We start from the raw sequence: 20,386 nt of genomic DNA on the forward strand, positions 1-20,386 counted from the left end.
TATGCCTGCCATTCCCAACATCTGTATTGCGGGCTCCGCTCAGGATTGGGCACACCAAGCCGCAGCGTTCATTGCATCCGTCAGTGAACGGGCTGTCCGGTCTCATGGCCGATTCATCATGGCCCTCTCTGGCGGATCGACACCCAAGATGCTTTATCAGGTCCTTGCCTCGTCTGAGTGGAGTACGCGGCTCGATTGGACGAAGGTCTATTTCCTATTTGGCGATGAACGCTGCGTCCCTCCAGATCATCCGGATAGCAATTTCAACATGGCTCATACCGCGCTGTTTCATCCGCTCACCCTTCCGCAAGATCATATTTTCAGGATGAGGGGCGAGGGTGAAGACCCGTCAGCGGTTGCACAAGAATACGAGGAGACCATACGCCAGCTTACCAAGACGCCGTCGCCCGTGGTGCCGCGGATAGACCTTGTTCTACTTGGGCTCGGAGATGATGGGCATACGGCCTCACTGTTTCCTGGGACTTCGGCCTTGCAGGAAACAACGAAGATTGTCACAGTCGGCCATGCCCCCACAGGCGTTCGGTCTCGCCTGACGCTCACCTTAGGTGTGTTGAATCGGGCGGCTATGGTACTGTTCCTCGTGACGGGCAAGAGTAAAGTCGACATGGTGCACCGAGTTCTTGAACCGGACTCAGAAGAAGATCGTTCCCTACCAGCGGCCCGTGTCAGCCCAGAATCAGGTCAACTCGTTTGGATGCTCGACCAAGCGGCGGCACAAGGACTGACGAAGCGACTGCCACATGAAGGAGACACATGATTCTCGCGGGGGACATTGGAGGAACAAAAACAAACCTGGCGCTCTATGACTGGGCGAACGAACGCGTGGACCCGCTCCGCTCAGAGAGTTTTCACAGTGCCGATTACAGCTCGCTGGAAGACATCTTGTCGGAATTTCTCACACTGCCGACTCCACCCGTTGGAATGAAAACACGCGAGTCCGATACCAGTGACGAGCAAGGTGTCGGGCCTACTTCAGCAGCGAAGTTAACGGCGGCCTGCTTCGGAATTGCGGGACCGGTCATCGACAACCATTGCGAGACGACGAATCTCCCCTGGGTCGTGGATGGGCCGACGATCGGGACTCGATTTTCAATTCCACGCGTGCAGCTGCTCAACGATCTAGAAGCCACAGCGTATGGGATTCTGTCGCTGCGACAAGACGAATTGGAAGTATTGAATGTGGGGAATCCCCCCAAAAAACGACAAGCACTTGCCCTGATTGCGGCCGGGACGGGGTTGGGCGAGGGCATTCTGTTTTGGGATGGCAAATCATATCGCCCCATGCCGTCGGAAGGCGGGCATGCGGATTTTGCGCCGAACAATGATCAAGAAATCGACCTCCTTCGTTACCTGCGGAGCCAATATCTCCATGTGAGTTATGAGCGAATTCTGTCTGGTCCAGGGCTGCAAGCGATCTATGAATTCTTACGCGATACGAAGAAGAATGAGCCTACATGGCTTGCTGAAAAAATTAAGGCCGGGAATCCAGCAGCAGAGATCGCTCAAGCCGGCCTCCAGGGCCAGGCAGAAATTGCCAGGCAGGCTCTGGACCTCTTTGCGTCGATTTATGGTGCAGAAACCGGGAACCTTGCCTTGAAGGCACTTTCACTCGACGGCGTGTATGTGGGAGGGGGGATTGCGCCCAAACTCATCACCAAACTCAAAGACGGGACATTCATGAAAGGATTTTTGAACAAGGGGCGGTATAAAAAATTGCTGAGTAACATGCCGGTCAAAGTCATTATGAATCAACAGACCGCCCTGCTCGGTGCCGCATCTGTTGCAGGAGCCCTGTCTCTCGCGCCAACGCCATGACCTCATTCGATCTCGAGAACCTCAAAAAAGCTGCCGCTTTGAAGGCAGTTGAGTTTGTCCGAGACGGGATGGTTGTTGGGCTCGGCACAGGGTCCACGGCAAAGCATCTGATACTTGCATTAGGCGAACAAATCCGTACCGGGCTGAAACTGCAAGCTGTGCCCACGTCACAGGAGACCGCCAGGCTCGCCAGGGAAGTCAGTATTCCGCTGATCGACGCCGAAAATCGATGGGAGATTGATGTGGCTATCGATGGGGCCGATCAAGTCGATCCCGATTTCAATCTGATCAAAGGTGGTGGTGGCGCGCTCTTGAAGGAAAAAATCGTGGCAGGGTCGGCGAAACAGTTCATCGTGATGGTCGATCACACTAAACAGGTACCGGTGCTTGGGGGATCATTCCCCTTACCGATTGAGATCATCCCGTTTGGTTGGGGCAGTACCGCCCGCGAGATTGAAGCACTCACGAAAAGCCGCGTGGTGCTCAGAGAGCGCAACGGAGCGCCGTTCAAAACTGAAGCTGGCCATCTTATCGTTGATGTCCATCTCGACCGCATCGATCAGCCCGCAGAGCTGGAAACTGCACTCAATCTGATTCCCGGTGTTGTGGAGACAGGGCTCTTTGTCAGGAGGACAAACATCTTGATCGTCGGCACGCCACAGGGTGTCCAAACCTTTCATGTCTCCAGATGAGGGCCGATCTATCAATCGCCGAGAGATTCTCCTCACGTTTCTTTGCCGTATGCGCTTTCTTCTGACCATCCCGATAGCGTATACACTCTTACCATCCAATTGCGCAGGCGCGACAACGACCAGGCCACAAGGTGAAGGTATGAATCTTGACGACATTCCAAGCAGCAATGATCCCTATCGTCTTCCACGACATGTCATTCCCACCCGCTATGATCTACGGCTTGAACCTGATCTTGCGGCAGCCGTGTTCACAGGGCAGGTGACGATTGCGCTCACAGTCAAGCAGACCACGCAGACGATCTTGTTGAATGCGGTTGATCTTGCGATTGAGTCTGTCACCATCGAAGGGCGGCAGGGGCAGACGCTCGCGTCATCTGTCGAGCTGGAACCGCAGACACAACGAGCTATGCTCACGTTTGGAGAACCGATCCAACCTGGTGAATGCCGACTGCACCTTTCCTTTCATGGCAAGTTAAACGATCAGCTGCGTGGGTTTTATCGCAGCACCTACAAGAATGAGACAGGTACGGTACGGACGCTGGCTGCAACTCAATTCGAAGCCACCGATGCGCGCAGAGCCTTCCCCTGTTGGGACGAACCGGATTTCAAAGCCGTCTTCGCAACCACATTGGTCGTGGATCCTGCACTCACAGCCATTTCCAATACGTCGGTCCTCTCTGAATCCATAGAAGGCAATAAGAAGGTGGTCCGGTTCGCGGACACCATCACCATGTCAACCTATCTCGTGGCGTTCATCGTGGGACGGATGGAAGCCACGAAGCCTGTCTTTGTCGGAAAAGCGCCGCTTCGGCTCTGGACCATTCCTGGAAAGCAAGCGCTCACTCCCTTCGGACAGGATATTGCGGCAGCCTCTCTTCGGTTTTTTGAGGACTACTACGGGATTGCCTACCCGGGAGACAAACTTGATCTGCTCGCCATCCCGGACTTTGCCTCCGGAGCCATGGAAAACTTCGGTGCCATTACGTTTCGGGAGACAGCGTTGCTCGTCGACCAACGGACGGGAACCCATGCGGAACTTGAACGGGTCGCCGACGTGGTGGCGCACGAGAACGCGCACATGTGGTTCGGCGACCTCGTGACCATGTCCTGGTGGAACGGGCTCTGGTTGAACGAAGCTTTTGCGACATTTATGGAGATGCTGGCCGTCGATGCCTGGAAACCGGAATGGAAACGATGGGAGAGTTTCAGCGTCGCACGAGCAGCTGCCTTCTCCGTCGATGGACTGCTGAGCACAAGACCGATCGAATATCCGGTTCGCGCCCCGAAAGATGCCGATGCGATGTTCGACATTTTGACCTATGAAAAAGGCGCGTCGGTTCTGCGCATGCTGGAGCAATATATCGGTCCGATCGTCTTCCGTGACGGGGTACGGGACTACCTCCGCACCCATGTGTATGGCAATGCGGATACGAAGGACCTCTGGATTGCCCTGGGAAGGGTTGCCCACCAGCGGGTTCCTGAGCTGATGGACGGGTGGATCTTTCAGCCTGGTTTTCCCTTGATCACGGCGGACGTTCATGGCCAAGAACTGCGGCTGTCACAGCAGCGATTTACCTATCTCGAGCAGAAGCCTCCACTAGATCAGCGTTGGCAGGTGCCTATCCAGATTCGCTTGATTATCGGTGACCGTACTGAACATCGACAGCTCTTGCTGACCGAGCAAGATATCACCGTTGCGCTTCCGGCAGGAGTCACTGCCATCCTCGTGAATGAGGGCGGTCACGGGTTTTATCGAGTCCACCATCGTGGGCCTCTCTTCCAGAACCTTCTCGATCAGGGGCTCGACCGCTTGTCCACGATCGAGCGATTTTGCCTAGTCAGCGACGCGTGGGCTACGACAGTGGCCGGACTCATGCCGCTTTCAGAGTATCTTCAGCTCACTGCACGTTTCCAGGGCGAACGAGACAAGAATGTGTGGGCGGTCCTGCTGGAGTCCTTCTCATTTCTGAACAGGATCATGACAGCGGAAGATCGACCGGCGCTCGAGGCCTTCGTCTGTGCCCGTGTGACACCGGCCGTCACGGAGTTAGGATGGGATCCGAAGCCGGGAGAGTCCGATCTCATGAAACAATTGCGAGGAGAGCTGCTCGGTGCTCTTGGCAAGCTTGGGAACGATCGAAACACGCAGCAACAGGCAGCAGAACGGTATCGACGATACAGGACCGATCCGATGACCATCGATGCGAACGTCGTTCCTGCTCTGGTCAGCATTCTGGCCTATACCGGCGACGAGGTACGGTATGAGGAGTTTTCCGAGCGCTATAGGACCGCCACCACCCCACAAGAAGAACGACGCTACCTCTTTTCGCTTGCTGCATTTTCCCATGCACCCTTACTCGACCGCACGTTGGCACGGACGATCAACGGAGAAATTCGTACACAGGACGCTCCCTTCATTGTTGGGGGTCTCCTGACGAATGTGTATGGCCGTGAACAAGCCTGGGGCTTTGTAAAGACCAATTGGGATCAGATGGACCGACTCTTTCCGAAACAAGGCCTCAGACGTATGTGCGGAGGCGTCGTCGGCCTGGCCACGCCGGAACTCGAACAAGACGTGCAGCACTTCTTTCACACTCGCAAAATCGATCTTGGTGGAAAAACCTTGGATCAGTACTTGGAGCAACTCCGTGTGGCCGTCTCATTCCGTGAACGGGAAGGAGCGACACTGCACCGCACGTTCCGCAGCTTGCTCAATCTCTGAATGGAAGACGCAAACATGCCCGTGCGCATCTCGGTGACCAAAGATGCGTTCAGCGGGGACGCATAGTCATAGTCTGAGCATCGCCATCAGTGCTGCGCCAGCCAGCTGTTGATCTCTTCCAGATCTGTCCGGGTGAGGGTTCCTCCCCAGACGCGGAGCGCCACGAGTGATCGGATATAGTCGTAGCGGGCCTTGGCGTAAGCAAAGCGAGACTTGAGGTGGTTCTTCTTGGATTCCAGCACCGCAATAATCGTCGAGGCGCCCAACTCATAGCCCCGTTGCTGGCCGTCCCGCGCCTTGACTCGAGCCTCCACCTCGCGCGCCGTCGAGGCGATGCGTGAATATCCCGTTTGGGCACTCAGGTACGCCGTCCGGGTTTCTCGTTCAATCTCTCGTTGCTTTTCCAGCCGTTTATACTTGGTGATTTCAAACTTGGCAATGGCTTCGCGTTCTCCGGCCTTCGTGCTGCCTCCCGAATAGAGCGGCACATTAAATTGAAGCCCTAAGGTGCCGACGGTATAGGGATCCAACTGGCGGTTGTCGAACCCGCCATTATTGGAATAGATGCCGGACATCTGCAGGGACACTTGCGGGAGATGGTTGGCCCACTGACTGGCAATCGCCTTGGCGGCTGCTTCCAGCGCATATTGCAACGCCCGCATTGCCGGATGACGCTGGATCGCCTCCGTCACCCACTGGTCAGGCTGGCCAGGCACCGGCGGTAACTCGTCTTGCTTGAGCCGTGCCAGATCGGTAACCGGCACTCCGACCACCTCGCGTACCTTTTCCAATGCGACGGCCATTGCATTGGAGATTTCGAGCTCTCGCGTCTTGAGTGTCTGGTAGTAGGCTTCGATCTCATACAGATCCGTCACCTTGGCCATAGCCCGCTCATACATGCGACGGATCCGCTGCATATCCCCCTCGGTCAAATCCAGCTCGCTCCGCAGATAGCCAGCTTCATCGGTGGCCTCCAAGAACTCGAAATAGCGATCGACCAGATCGGTGGCGAGACCCATCCGGGCATCGTCCAAATCCTGCTCTGCCTGCTTGACGGTCAGCCCAGTACCTTCGTAGGCCCGATAGGAAGCCAGATCGAACAACGCTTGCCGAGCCTGGACCACGCCGCGCAACCCCTTATACTGCGTCGTGATATCGGTTGTCTGTCCCGTGAAGCGATTGGGAACTTCTTGGGTGAATTCGTTCCACGAGATATTGCCGATGGCCGATACCTGTGGCAAGAGCTTACTGCGCGCCTGATCCTTTTGCGCTTCCGCCTGCGCGACAGAATACTTCCGTCCCTCCACTGCTGGATTGGTGGCTAGGGCCACATCATAGAGGTGCAGTAAAGTCGACGAGGCCCCGTCGGCCGCTGTGGCACCTACTGGATTGAGGATCACAAAGAGGAGCATGAGCAGGAATAGGTGGTGCATCATCATCGCATTCGCGGGAAAATCTACTGTTCGCTTAATCCTCGATGAAGGAACGCTTGAAGGTGTCCGTCAGCGGTTTTGCCAAATACTGCACCAAAGTCCGTTCCCCCGTATTAATGAGCACTTCAGCAGGCATGCCTGGTACCAGTTCGAGGCTCGCCGCACTCAATGCCGCAAGCCCCTCGGGTGAGACGGAGACGCGCGCCAGATAGTAGGCGGTATCACCGCTACTGGGCGCTTTCGTGTCTTTACTGTCCTTACTCTCCTGCACCATCCGATCCGCCGAGAGGCTGATCAGGGTTCCCATAATCATGGGCACATCACGGGTTTTGAACGCGCTGAACCGCACCTCCGCAAGCTGTCCCACCTTCACCCGATCGATATCGATGGGTGAGACCTGGGCTTCGATGATCAGCTTCTGATCCTGAGGCACGATGTCGAGCAGCCGTCCCCCAGGCGGAATGACGGCTCCGATGGTATGCACGGCCAACCCCAGCACCATTCCGGCAACCGGGGCTTTGATGACCGTACGATGGACTGTACTCTCGAGCGACTGCACTTTCTCTCGGAGTTCGAATAATGCGGTCTGGACTTCGCTCAGTTCTTTCGCCACTTCCCGCTGCAGGTCTTTTTGTAGTTGGAGAATTTTCAATTCGATTTCAGCGATTTGTAACTCGCTTGCGGCGATGTCGGATAGCAGCTCCCCACGTTGCCCTTCGCTCTGCGCGAGGGCGCGATCCATTTCCTCAACCTTTTGCTTTTCAGTATACCCCTCCTTCAAGAGGACTTTGAAATCAGCCACATCACCACGGTAGGAGTCCACCAGGCGGTCTTTGCTGTGTTTCTGTGCCTGGAGCCCCTTCACCTTGGCCCGCAGTTGCTCGATCTGTCGGCGATACACCGCACGCTCCCCGTCGTTCGCTGCCCGGCGCACCGCAAAGGTTTGATCCTGCAACCGCATCGCATCCTGCACGCGCGGATCCTGTCGGTGTGCGAGCAATTCCTGAGGATAATGAACAACCGGGATTCCATCGCGTTGAGCCCCCAGACGGGCTTCCTGTGCGACACGGATATAGAGCTGGCCTCGTAAGACCTCCAATTGCGCACGAGATTGGGTGTCATCTAGTGTGGCAATCACCTGGCTTTCGTGAACGGAGTCTCCATCATGCACGTCCAGGGTACGAATGATCCCACCTTCAAGGTGCTGCACAGTCTTTCGATAGTGCTCGACAGTAATGATTCCAGGCGCTAAGGCGGCACTATTGAGCGGGGCCAGAGAAGCCCAGGCTCCGAATCCGCCGAAGACCACTAGTATGAGTACCAGCCCTTGTCGACGGATCGCGCGGTCGTCGCTCAAGAGGGGGCGTGGAGCTAGGAGGACCTGGTCAGCCATGGGGTACCTCTTCGCTAGACAGTGGCATACTCTTGACCGCTTCTTGTTCTGAGACGGACGGCATTGCACGTGGCAAGGATGGCGGCCCTGCCTGGCGTGGTGGGACCGCCGGCTGAGAGGGTTGGGCGATGGCTGCCAGTACCTCTTCACGCGAACCATACAGCGCCAGTTTTCCACCGACGACCATGGCGATCTTCTGAACGGCTTGGAGCACATTCGTGCGGTGCGTGACCAGGACGACCGTGCACCCGTCCCGGTGCAATTGGACTAGCGTCTTCATAAGGGCCTCTTCCCCGGCCACGTCGAGATTGGCATTGGGTTCATCGAGGACCACCACGCGGGGGCGTCCGTAGATCGCCCGAGCAATTCCGATCCGTTGCTGTTGTCCAGCCGACAGCGTGACGCCACCCCCGATCAGTGGCGTGTCGTAGGCCTGCGGTAACGTCAGCACCATCTCATGGATGCCTGCCCACCGCGCGGCTTCCACGACTCGATCTGCGTCGATGTCTCCGAACCGGGCAATGTTCTCTGCTACCGTGCCGTCGAGCAATTCGACGTCTTGAGGCAGGTATCCCACGGACTGGCCGAGCTGCGTCCGATCCCAGTTATAAACATCTGCGCCATCGAGGCAGACCCGTCCTCGCGCCGGAGGATACAGGCCGAGAATCGCCCTCGCTAATGTGGATTTCCCGGCCGCGCTTGGTCCGATCAGTGCCACCGTGGTTCCCGGCTCAATGGTGAGCGTCACTCCCTTGAGAATGGGCTCACTTCGACCAGGGACCGCGATGACGAGATCCTCCAGTTTGACCTGTCCGCGTAACGGTGGCAGCGCCATTCGAGTCTCCCCTTTCGGGATCGTATGGAGCAGGGTATTGAGACGGTGATAGGATTCCCGCGCGCCGAGAAACCCGCGCCACCCCCCAATCATTTGATCCAACGGGGCCAGTGCCCGCCCCAAGAGAATGGACCCTGAGATAACCAGCCCCGGCGAGATCTGCTTCTGGATGGCCAAATACGCGCCAAGTCCCAAGACCAGTGATTGAATCGTTAGCCGGTAGGTCCGCGAGAACGCATTGATCAGGCCAGCTTTGGAACTGGCCTGACTTTGCAGCGCCAAAACGCGGAACTGTTTCGCGTGCCAACGGGCTCGCAGGCAAGGCAGCATGCCCATGGCCTCGATGACTTCGGCATTCCGGAGATTGCGTTGAGTCAGTTGCATGGCCTCGAGCGATTCTCGGTTTGCCTCTGCCAGGGTCGTGCGGGTCGCCAGTTCGTTCCAGATTGCAAGCCCCGTTAATAGGAGCATCGAGAAAACGGCCACGGCTCCGAAGTAGACATGAAAGAGGAACATGAGTCCCACATAGATGGGCAGCCAAGGCACATCGAAAAAGGCCAGCAAGCCATGGCCAGTCAAGAATTGTCTGATCTGAAGGAGATCGTTCAGGGGTTGTGTCGTAGAAACCGCCCCGCTGCTTGTGAGGGATTGAGCAAAGACGGCATCAAAGACCCGTTCACCCAGCTGTTCGTCGAGCCGGGCACTTGTCGCAACCAGGATCCGGGTGCGAATCCATTCGAGTCCACCGAGTACGAGAAAGAGAAAGACGGTGATGAGGGAGAGCATCATCAGGGTTGACTCACTCCCGCTCTGCAAGACCCGGTCATAGACGGCCAGCATATAGATGGCCGGCACGAGCATCAGTAGATTCACAAAGAGACTGAAGAAGGCTGTGGCCAGAAAGGACCGACGACAGGTTGCCAGGGCCCGTTGCAGATCGGACGGTTCGTTTGTGCGACGTGTGGTCGAAGTGGACGGGCTTGGTCTTGTCATAGTTATAATCTGTTCACGGAGCTGCGGGGGTGAGCGTACGTCATCTTACAGATGACCCATCCCTTTACCCTCTCGAGGCACCATCTCGTTATGTGGGCACGTATGTAGCGCATTAAACTAAATGCTTGCAAGCCGTATGGTCAGGTTCCTTGTCCCTAGTATGATATCCAGTCGTTTCGGTACATGGAGATTAGGTTGTCCATTTTGTGACGTCCAATAGTTGATCAATCTGTCAGTGAATGCTGCGGTGTGTAGGGAACCAGTTCGTACATAAATTTGGAGAGCAGTTGCCGTCGTATTGTCAAATTAGCGAGCGATCCCACAAGCGTCTATTTTGGTGTGGCACCGTGGACTAAAACGATCTCTGTGTCAAGCAAACTCGATGCCGGCTTGTGGCAAAGAGGAGAGGACAGTCGGCATGGCTCATGTAGTACGTAATATCAACAGGATAGGCTCGGCATACAAACCTGCACGTAATCCATCATTCCTGATGATTACCATGGGTGTATCCAAATGGATCCTATGAGAGTATCCAATGCGATTCAGTAGAATGAGGCCGGTGATGACAGGTCTTCACGCGCGAGATCATCGGCCCACAGTATCCATCAACGTGTGTCATGAAATCGCGCTGCGAGATGCGCTCGTGGAGGCTTGAAAGATCATGGTATACGTGAAACAAGATATAGAAGTCACGAGGGGGAAGCTCGTCTACCGATGGCCTGTCGATATCACAAATACATGGTTCCCGGAACAGCGTTCATGAATCAGGGGGGTGATGAGTTGTTCGGCGATATCATGAAAGGAAAGCGAGAAGGTGTAAAGGAAGGGCACCCCTGGTGGGGCGCCCTTGTGTGAGGCATGGGGCTTACAGAAGGAGATCATTGATGGTGAGGGTGCTCCCACCATTGGCGAACGCAATCTCGAATTCTGCTGCTCCGTCGAAATCGGTATTGCCCTGCAGGACTCCATTCGCAAACCGGAGCTCTCCAGGATTGTAGATCCCGAAGAAATTGCTAAATGGATTGCTGCCAATGAACGTAAACGCTTGGTTGCCGGCCTGCGTGGCATCGGCATCAACCCCCCTCAAATCAATATCGTCAAAGGATGCGACAAAGTCTTGAATGGTATCTCTACCACCACCGGCTGGGCTGTCACTGACGGCAGTATACACAAAGACATTGCTACCCACCCCACTGGTCAGCGAATCTGCGCCGGCCCCACCGGTCAGTCGGTCGTTACCACTGTTGCCAAAGATTGTGTCGTTGCCATTGCCACCGTTGAGGGTGTCATTGCCATCGCCACCGGTAAGTATATCGTTGCCATCGCCGCCCTCCAGCCGGTCGTTGCCGGCCCTGCCATCCAGGGTGTCATGCCCACCCAATCCCGCGAGCACGTTACTGGCGCCATTGCCGATAAGGGTATCGTTGAAGTTTGTTCCGCTGACATTCTCAATGCTCGACAGAGTGTCGAAGCCACTTCCGCCCGTGTTCTGCGATCCCGTGATATTGAGGTTGACCGTCACGGCGGCCGTCGCCCCAACATAGCCAATCCCGTGAATGCTTCGGCTGCTATAGTCGGCGGTGTCGATTCCCGTTCCTCCGTTCAGGATGTCATTGCCCGTACCACCAATGAGCCAATCGTTTCCGCCCCGGCCGTTGAGCGTATCATTGCCAGCCCCGCCGATGAGGTTGTCATTCCCATACGGCCCCAGCACCGCATCGCCATTGAGAACGTCATTTCCTGCCAACCCAACAAGGGTATCGTTTCCTCCAAGCCCATTCATTGTGTCCGCACCGAGAGTGCCGACACGGATATCATTCCCTGATGTCCCATTAATGATCGCCATACGTATCTCCTTTGGTTGGTGAGTCCCACCAGCCTGGCTCGTCCTGGTCAGGTGAGAGCGAGGGGGATACCCATCCCTGGGCCTCTTCCGCCCTCGTAATGAGAACCCGTTTACAGTTTGCTTCTACTCTCGCTGCGCACATCGGATGTCTTCCTCCCTTCCCGATGTCCCTGCCGATGTGGAAATCATTTTGTGTACAACGCCGATGCTGTCACCCGCGGCTGCCTTTCTCTGCAAGCTCCCGGTCGGTGGAACAGTGCCATGATAGGATTACCGAGCTATTGCTTGTCGTCATGCGTTCGGCGGGAGCACGCAACAGATGGATGCTCATAGCAAGTACGGTACCGTCTTGAAACGCGCATCATGATAACAGAATAGGTGGTGAATATATGTGTAAATTCAACAATATGCATAAATAGTACATATAGATACTTAACTCACCATCTCCGATGGTAGCTAAAGGGATGTATCTAAATCAATCCTATAGATGTATCAAATTCGATTCAGTGGAACGAATTCGTGGATGACACGCCGTCACGAGACCGGCTGCCGGTCGTGTAGTCTGGGTTACGACGAAAGCGAGGTAGAACACCTTTGGCCCGTGGAAGGGCGCCCCGGGTAGGGCAGCCCTTCCTGAGGCGGGGAGGATTACAGGAGGATGTCGGTCGTCAAGGGAGTAGCAGAATTGACGTATAGCGACGCTGGAGCAGGGACTAGCGCAATCTCGATCTCCGCCGCCCCATCGAAATCGGTATTGCCTTGCAGGACTCCGCCAGAATACCGAAGTTGTCCTGGGGTGTAGATGCCCAAGACATTACTAAATGCGGCGCCACCAATATAACTGAAGGCTTGATTGCCGAAGGACAAGAAAGTCGTATTGGCATCGATATCCCGCAGATCAATCTGATCACCTACGAACGCGCCATTTCCAGTAAAACCCGAAATGACATCCCTATTCAAAGCACCGGTAGGGCTTTCACTTGTGGAATTGTAATCGAATCGGTCGTTCCCAAGTCCGCCGGATAAGAAGTCTCTGCCGAGGCCACCGGTGAGGATGTCATTACCACTGTCGCCGAAGAGCGAGTCGTTACCTGCGAACCCGTTGATCGTGTCGTTGCCCGACAGGCCCGAGAGGGTATTGTTGCCGCTGTTCCCGTTGATGATATTGGCATTCGCATTGCCCGTGCCGCTGATATTGCCCACACCGGTCAGCGTCAAGTTCTCGATGCCGAAGCCGATGGTATGGAACGCAGCGGAGGATTGCACCGTGTCCACTCCCCCAAGTGCATCGTTAAAGGACTCCGCCGTAACATCGCCCACGTTGTCCACGATGTAGGTATCGTTCTGATCACCCCCGTTCATGTTGTCGGCTCCAGCTCCCCCATTGAGGAAGTCGGTGCCAGTGCCGCCTCGTAGGGTGTCGTTCCCATCGCCACCGAAGAGCGAGTCGTTACCTGCGAACCCGTTGATCGTGTCGTTGCCCGACAGGCCCGAGAGGGTATTGTTGCCGCTGTTCCCGTTGATGATATTGGCATTCGCATTGCCCGTGCCGCTGATATTGCCCACACCGGTCAGCGTCAAGTTCTCGATGCCGAAGCCGATGGTATGGAACGCAGCGGAGGATTGCACCGTGTCCACTCCCCCAAGTGCATCGTTAAAGGACTCCGCCGTAACATCGCCCACGTTGTCCACGATGTAGGTATCGTTCTGATCACCGCCATTCATGTTATCAGCCCCAGTGCCTCCGTCCAGGAAATCGGCGCCATTGTTGCCCCTGAGGATGTCGTTGCCGCTACCACCAAAGAGCTGGTCGTTGCCGTTTCCACCGTTGAGGGTGTCATTCTGAGAAAGCCCACGTAATATATCGTTTCCATCAAATCCATTAATGGTATCTGCGTTATTAAAAAGAGGGGGAAGATGGAAAGGAAACTTATCGCCGACCAGAGTGTCATTACCAGCTGTTCCATTAATAGTTGACATGCTACCCTCCGTTGTTGGTTAGCCTTTTTGATCGAATGGTTCGAGTCAAGTTCAGTAAGAGAACCAGACTCCCTATGGGGCCTCGTCCTTGCTCATGCGTGATCACTGGTTCATTGCACACGCTCGCGCTATTCTCACATCAGATACCCCCCTCCCTTCTTTTGTACCGTCCGATGTGGATATCCAGTTTTGCACACGACCTATGGTGGATGGCTCTTGCATTGTGGGGTCAGAGTGCAATAGGACAGGACCTGTCCTGGTCTGACACTACGCACCAGAATGAGCCCCTGAGTGTTAAGCAAGCACCATACCGTTTCTGAGTAGCTACGGCGAGCGTAGATAGCGGTGATGCAAGTATACGTATTCACGGCGCTATATACTTACTATGCCGAACTATACTCATTCAATAATATTAGATTGTGACTAATCGATGTATCTAAATAGGTACTATACGTGTATCTAATTTGATCCAATTGATCGAGTCCCGAAAGGACACGCCGTTACGAGGTAGGCTATCGGTCCTGTAGCCCAGCCTCGGACGAGAGCGAGGTGGGATACATCGGCTTGTGGAAGGGCGCCCCTGAGCGGGGCCGCCCTTCTTGAGATTGTGAGTATTATAGAACAATATCGCTGAGGACGAGCGGGGCACCGAGTAGATCAATTTGAAGATCCGGCGCCGGAGCTGTACCAATGATGTTGGCGCTGAGGATCCCGCCGACGTATGAAACTTGCCCAGGAAGGAAGGCCTGGTTACCAGCCACTAAGACATTGGCATCGATAGTGGACAGGTCGATCCGGTCGCCAGCAAGCGCTCCATTTCCCTGAAAGTCGATGATGACATCCCTGTTCGCAGCGCCCGGTAGGCTATCGGCGGCTGCATTGTAATCAAAGGTATCATTACCCAGGCCACCGATTAGTACGTCCCGCCCCAGCCCACCGGTCAGGAAGTCGTTGCCAGTGTCGCCATTCAGGTAGTCGCTGCCGCTGCCGCCGAATAGCTGGTCAATACCGCTACCGCCATTGAGGCTATCATTTCCCGCGTTACCAAATAAGATATCGTTACCACCACGTCCTATAACAACGTCAGCAAAGGCTCCGCCATTGAGAACATTATTTGCGTTATTTCCGATAATAATCGCCATTAGAACCTCCTCTGTTGGTTTGTACTAAGTGACCTGATTTTCTGGTCACGTAGAATGAGGCGGGAAGAAAACCCTTGCATAGGTTTCACCCCGCCAAGATTGAATAATCGCATTGCATGATGGGCGCGTTTCTCACATCGGCGCCTGTCCTCCTTTCGCATTCTGCCGATGGGTTCTCTAGACTGCAGATGCAACTGACGTGATGCAACACTCTCTTACAGAGCATGTAAACGGCGCCGGAATGTCGCCCCTGGTCTGGGTCCTACTTGCCGGGGAGTCAGTTGGACTGCTTCGGCTGCCTGAATTGCGGCTATCCCGAATCCTTGCAACAACACTCGGGCGAGCGAGTCCGCACATGCTCAAAAATCTACGCAACACTCATACCATCACGAAGCGAGAATGCCGAAGGGACAAAAGTGTCTTGTTGATGTATGCATTAACAACAAGATAAGAACGACGTATCCCATTACATCCAAGCACAGCTCTCTACTCAGTACGGATAAATGAATCCAAAGCGATTCGTATGCATGTATCAAATTGGATTCAGCGGTGTATCTAATTCAATTCAGTAAAGAGGGGCGGCGGGGTCATTTAGCCGGCATGATTCATGCGCCGTTCCCCTTCAACTGCTGAGGCGTTATTGCGAAATATCAGGCCATTCAATTGTAGGATCAAGAGTGAGCCGACGAGACGGGATAGGGTCGTATGAGCAAGTAATGCAACCTCACAGTTTGGATTGTCGAAGGTGCTCGGGGTTCAGAATGAGTCAAGAGGGACGAACCGTCGTGAGTCATGCGGTTTGATGTTGGGTGCCTTGCATGTTCGTCAAAATCCGTTTGCCCTACGGCGTGAGATCACAGAAGATGATGAAGCGGACGACAGGTATGCCTGAAAGGAAGGAAGCGGCAGTGGGCCGATACCCTGCTTATTCCTGTCTCAGGACGGCCAGCGGTGGGTGACCGAGGATCCGATAGGTTCCGAGAAACCCAACCAGCATCGTGAGCAAGATCGTGGCAACGAACCCCATGGTTAATATGATTGGTTGCAGGTTCCAGGAGAGATCGAACATCGTTTCCAGTACTCCCCATGAGAGGGCACTGGCCAATGCACATCCAAGAAGTCCCCCCAAAGCTCCCAGGAGCGCGTATTCGGCTGCAAACGAACGCACGATCACGCTCCGTGAGGCTCCCAGGGCTTTCAGAATGACCGATTCGTACAAGCGACGGTAGCGTGTCGCCGCGAGGGCCGCCGCCATCACCAACCCTCCAGACAGGACACAGAACAACGCGACGGCACGGATGGCGAGGGACAGACGATCAAGGACCTGCGAAAAATTATCGAGGACGTCGCCCATATTGATGGCCGTTACATTCGGGTAGGACGAGACGACTGCTTGTTGTAACGCAATTTCCTCGGACGACATGACGCGAACGGTGGCCACGAAGGTATGAGGGGCGCCATCCAGGGAACCAGGCGAAAAGATCATATAAAAGTTGGTGGAAAAGTTTCCCCATTCTACTTGGCGAATGCTGCTGATCTCTCCTGTGACGAGTGCTCCTTGTATGTCGAGCTCAATGGTATCTCCCACGGTGAGACCGAGTTGTTTCGCGGCATCCTCTTCGATCGAAATCAGCGGCTGTGGAAAAACTTGTTCGGGTTTCCACCACGCTCCCTGAACGAGCTTATTATCTTTGGGAAGGTCCTGGAGGAAGGTCAGCACATATTCCCGTGTCAGGTACCATTTCTTCCGGCGTTCTTCCTTCTGTGCAGACTTCTCTTTCTGTTCTTCCTCCTCCGACATCGCATCGAACGTCACGGGCTCGCCTTTAATTGCCGATAAGCGAGACCGCACGAGTGGGGTCAGTCGAGGGCTTGGATCGCTAGAGTGTCGGCGCAGGAGCGCTAGGACTCCATCCACCTGATCCGGTTGGATATCGATAAAGAAGAACGAGGGGGCATCGATCGGCCGGTTCTCGCCCACTTGCTCAAGGAGTGCATGCTCCACAAGAGATACCGTCGTGACGACCATGACGGCGATTCCGATGGCGATTGTGATGCTCACGGCCTGGCTTCCTGGTCGTATCACATTGCCCAGCGCCTGGCGAAGGATAAACGGGCCTGGTCGAGGAGACTTCTTGAGAAGCACCAGTATCCCACGGGCTGTCGCACCTAATAGCAACACCGCGACCGCGAACGCAAGGATGAACAGCAAACCCACTCTCCATGACCCAGCTTGCCACACTGAAAGCAGAGCCAATCCGGAGCCGATTACGAGAGAGGAGCAGATCTTAACTCGATCGATCCTCGGCCTCCACTTCCACCATCGGTTTTTCTCTAGGCTATCTGAGGGTACAAGGGGAGCTACCTCCCGGCGGAATATTCGAGCTGGTTTTACATCACGGATCGTCAGCAATGGCCACAGTGTAAACAGCAGGGTGGAGAGAACGCCCAACGTCAAGCCTTTCACCAGGGGGCCAAGCGAGATCGCAAGTCCATCGCTTGCAAATCCTAGCTGGTCGAGAAGATCCGAGGCCATCCAAGCGGCGATCATTCTCGGGAGTCCCTGGTGCAATGCCACACCAAGCACCAGGCCGGCGAGGCTCCCGAGCAGTCCGAGCAGCATCGCTTGGAATCCATAGGCTCTAATAATGGTGAGCGAATCCGCCCCGATCGTTTTTAAGATCGCAACAGTCTGAAGCTTTTCCCGCACAAATGCATGGACTGAGGTGGCAACCCCTAAACCGCCTATGAACAGCGCCGTCAATCCGATCAGGCCTATGTAGCGGGTCAACTGTTCTAACGACTGCTTCAGTTGCGGTTGGGCGTCTCGATAACTCGACACGCGGGCTGCGTCAGCAACAAGGAGACCTCTCAATTCGTAGAGCAGTGGTTCCGGGGGGACCGTACTCGGCAGCTTGAGGAGATACCGCTCCCGGATCCTGCTTCCGACCTTGACGAGTTTCGTCGCCTGCAGCCCTTCGCGGGACATCAGGACTCGAGGTCCGAGACTGAACGCATTGGCCATGCGGTCTGGTTCCGTCCTGAGTCTGCCGGTGATAATGAATTGGGCGCGACCGATCGCGAGGTGACTACCGACGGTCAGTCCCATTCTGATGAGGAGGGACTCCTGGACGAGTACTCCAAAACAGGGTTGGGTAGGGCATTGGAGATTGTGCGTGCCCAGCAGGTGAGATAAGGCGAGTTGGGGTTCAAGTCTGAGTGTGCCGTACAGAGGATACTGAGGCTCGACAGCTTTGAGCTCGATGATTTGCGTCGGCTGTCCACTGCTGTATGCATCAACTCTTGTGGCCATCGCGACAAGTTCGCTGACATGAGTCAGCATGATTCCACGTTCGTGTAGCTTGTCCAGCACCGATTGGCCGGTTGGACTGATGAGTCGGGACATCCGAATCTCGAGATCCCCTCCCAAGAGACCACGCGCTTCTTTGGTCACCGCTCGCTCTACCTGGGTAGCGAACAGGGAGACACCGGTCAACGCGCCCACGCCAATCGCGATACACACCAAGAAATAGGCAAAGTGCCGCCAGGCTCCGCGCGTTTCTCGCCAGGCCATGTTGAATAGGAAGGAGGTCATGAGCGAGGAGCCGGGGCGTTCTCGATTGACATACTTGGAGCAGGGAAGATCCGGTTGGCAGAGAGTGGGTTGTCCGCTACGTGGTCGAGACACTCCGAGCCTGTCGCCAGAATGTCAGAGATGAGGCGTCCATCTCTCAGTGACAGCACCCGTTGCATCGAGGCTGCCAGGCTGGTGTCATGTGTCACGAGCACGAGGGTGGTTCCATGGTTACGGTGGAGTGTGAGCAGGAGCTCGACGACCTGGGCGCCGGTCACACTGTCCAAATTCCCCGTGGGTTCATCGGCGAACAAAATCGGGGGACGGCAGGCAAAAGCGCGGGCCACCGCGACTCGTTGCTGTTCTCCTCCGGAGAGTTGGACGGGATAGTGCTCCATGCGGCCGGATAGACCGACCGCCGTCAACAGCTCCGCTGCACGATCTGTGGCACCTCGCTCGCCACTCAGCTCGAGCGGGATCGCCACATTCTCGAGAGCGGTGAGTGTCGGAATGAGATGAAACGATTGGAAGATATAGCCCACTTTTTCACGTCGAAACCGTGCGATCTGGTTTTCGGACATTTGGGTAATATCCGTTCCATCCAGCTCGATGCGACCAGAGGTAGGCCGGTCGAGCCCGGCCATTAACCCAAGCAACGTCGACTTTCCACTCCCTGATGGTCCTACGATCGCCACCGTCTGTTGAGCCGGAATATCAAAGGTCAGGTGGTCCAGAATTGTGATGGAGCGACCACCCGCTGCCAGCTCCATCGAAACATCGTTCACAGTGATCATTGAATGCCTAGCCAATCGTCCAAAATGTCAGCACAAAGGATGATATTATAGTAAACGAGGATATGGATCGAGTGTTGCGGCAGATTATAATAGTGGTAGCCAACCGAATCTTTCCTCTCGTTGCGTCGTTGCTTGTGACGCTTCTAGGAGTTTGTTCAGCAGAAATGACCTCTGCTTTCATATCAGATAGCAGACCCCGCATCGTGGCGTTTGGTGACAGTCTTACGGCTGGATTGGGTGTACAGATCAACGAATCCTATCCCGCTCAGCTACAACGTCGGCTTGATGGTCTGGGCTACCACTATCGGGTGATCAATGCTGGAGTCAGTGGCGACACGACCGCAGGTGGGCTTCGCCGTGTTTCATGGGTTCTGAACAGTAAGCCCGAGCTGGTGATTCTTGAATTGGGTGCGAACGACGGGCTTCGAGGAATTTCGGTCGATGAAACGCAACTGAATCTTCGTCAGATTGTCCGCCGGTTGCAAGAAGCGCGGGTTACAGTAATCTTGGCCGGGATGAAATTGCCGCCCAATTATGGTCAGGACTACACGACTCGATTCGAAGCCATGTATCGAAGCCTGGCACGAGAGCACCAGGTTCCCTTCATCCCTTTTTTCCTTGAAGGGGTTGGGGGGACCTCCTCATTGAATCAGGCAGATGGTCTTCATCCAACCAGGGAAGGGTACAAAGTCGTCGTCGAGCACTTGCTCAAAGTACTCAGACCGATGCTCAACGAAAAAGAGCAGAAGCGCAACCCCTCACGTCAAATGGATGAGTGAGAGGTTGCTCAGCCGGCTCTTGAGCAACGCGAGAACAGCACCCCTTACGGTAGAGCTGCAAACTGGGTTGCCTTAGGACTTCTTAAAAAATGTGTCGTAGACGCCGTAGATGAGAACGATCGCGATCAGTACATAATACAGGCCGGTGATCCCGCTATAGTCCGGAGGCCCTTCCGACACGTTCGCCAGTGCTGGTAACGCCTGGACCAGTAAGGCCCCGGTGAAGAGTCCCGTTCGTGAAAATAACTGCTTCATCTCTTCCCCCTTCTAAATCCACAAACAAAAAGAGGGCCCATTCTACTGGACATCGGCTGGATGGTGCAAGAGGGAGTATTGGAGGGGCGGCGTGGTTAGGAGAGGAAGCCAA

Annotated in this window: 14 protein-coding genes; 5 read left to right on the forward strand and 9 right to left on the reverse strand. The window is 55.2% G+C overall.

Translation table 11 applies throughout. The features are described 5' to 3' along the window. Position 1 precedes the first annotated feature (1 nt). The 4 genes from pgl (at position 2) to ACYX34_RS15510 (ending at position 5,250) form a co-directional block, all read left to right on the forward strand. Entirely contained in the window at positions 2–778 is a 777-nt protein-coding gene (gene pgl, locus ACYX34_RS15495) for a 6-phosphogluconolactonase (protein WP_462077476.1), read from the forward strand. Beyond that, entirely contained in the window at positions 775–1,836 is a 1,062-nt protein-coding gene (glk, locus tag ACYX34_RS15500) for a glucokinase (RefSeq protein WP_462077477.1), read from the forward strand. Before pgl ends, glk begins: the two co-directional genes overlap by 4 nt. Further along, complete coding sequence (gene rpiA / locus ACYX34_RS15505; protein ID WP_462077478.1) at positions 1,833–2,528, forward strand: ribose-5-phosphate isomerase RpiA; 696 nt, start codon at positions 1,833–1,835, stop codon at positions 2,526–2,528. The genes glk and rpiA overlap by 4 nt, the downstream gene beginning before the upstream one ends. A gap of 139 nt (positions 2,529–2,667) precedes the next feature. Further along, a complete protein-coding gene (locus ACYX34_RS15510) occupies positions 2,668–5,250 on the forward strand; it encodes a M1 family metallopeptidase (protein ID WP_462077479.1) in 2,583 nt (860 codons plus the stop codon). A gap of 86 nt (positions 5,251–5,336) precedes the next feature. On the opposite strand, the gene ACYX34_RS15515 is transcribed toward ACYX34_RS15510, so the two are convergent. The 8 genes from ACYX34_RS15515 to ACYX34_RS15550 form a co-directional block, all read right to left on the reverse strand. Further along, entirely contained in the window at positions 5,337–6,689 is a 1,353-nt protein-coding gene (locus ACYX34_RS15515; protein ID WP_462077480.1) for a TolC family protein, read from the reverse strand. Positions 6,690–6,717: 28 nt separating this feature from the next. After that, the gene (locus ACYX34_RS15520; RefSeq protein WP_462077481.1) at positions 6,718–8,076 is read right to left on the reverse strand and encodes an HlyD family type I secretion periplasmic adaptor subunit; all 1,359 of its coding nucleotides are present in this window, start codon (positions 8,074–8,076) and stop codon (positions 6,718–6,720) included. Further along, a complete protein-coding gene (locus tag ACYX34_RS15525) occupies positions 8,069–9,904 on the reverse strand; it encodes a type I secretion system permease/ATPase (protein ID WP_462077482.1) in 1,836 nt (611 codons plus the stop codon). The genes ACYX34_RS15520 and ACYX34_RS15525 overlap by 8 nt, the downstream gene beginning before the upstream one ends. Positions 9,905–10,769: 865 nt before the next feature. Continuing rightward, complete coding sequence (locus ACYX34_RS15530) at positions 10,770–11,750, reverse strand: calcium-binding protein (protein ID WP_462077483.1); 981 nt, start codon at positions 11,748–11,750, stop codon at positions 10,770–10,772. A 648-nt stretch (positions 11,751–12,398) separates the two neighbouring features. Then, positions 12,399–13,730, reverse strand: coding sequence for a calcium-binding protein (locus ACYX34_RS15535; RefSeq protein ID WP_462077484.1), 1,332 nt, complete (start codon positions 13,728–13,730; stop codon positions 12,399–12,401). Between the two features lie 614 nt (positions 13,731–14,344). Continuing rightward, positions 14,345–14,872 (reverse strand): calcium-binding protein, encoded by a 528-nt coding sequence (locus tag ACYX34_RS15540; RefSeq protein ID WP_462077485.1) that lies wholly within the window; start codon positions 14,870–14,872, stop codon positions 14,345–14,347. Between the two features lie 925 nt (positions 14,873–15,797). Beyond that, complete coding sequence (locus tag ACYX34_RS15545; protein WP_462077486.1) at positions 15,798–18,446, reverse strand: ABC transporter permease; 2,649 nt, start codon at positions 18,444–18,446, stop codon at positions 15,798–15,800. Positions 18,447–18,463: 17 nt separating this feature from the next. Next, a complete protein-coding gene (locus ACYX34_RS15550) occupies positions 18,464–19,240 on the reverse strand; it encodes an ABC transporter ATP-binding protein (protein ID WP_462077487.1) in 777 nt (258 codons plus the stop codon). Positions 19,241–19,443: 203 nt separating this feature from the next. Here ACYX34_RS15550 and ACYX34_RS15555 point away from each other — a divergent pair, with 203 nt between their 5' ends. Beyond that, complete coding sequence (locus ACYX34_RS15555; protein WP_462077488.1) at positions 19,444–20,019, forward strand: arylesterase; 576 nt, start codon at positions 19,444–19,446, stop codon at positions 20,017–20,019. Positions 20,020–20,091: 72 nt separating this feature from the next. Here ACYX34_RS15555 and ACYX34_RS15560 read toward each other — a convergent pair whose 3' ends face one another. After that, the gene (locus ACYX34_RS15560) at positions 20,092–20,274 is read right to left on the reverse strand and encodes a hypothetical protein (RefSeq protein WP_462077489.1); all 183 of its coding nucleotides are present in this window, start codon (positions 20,272–20,274) and stop codon (positions 20,092–20,094) included. Between the last annotated feature and the right edge of the window lie 112 nt (positions 20,275–20,386).

It is taken from the genome of Nitrospira sp. CMX1 (assembly GCF_054902215.1).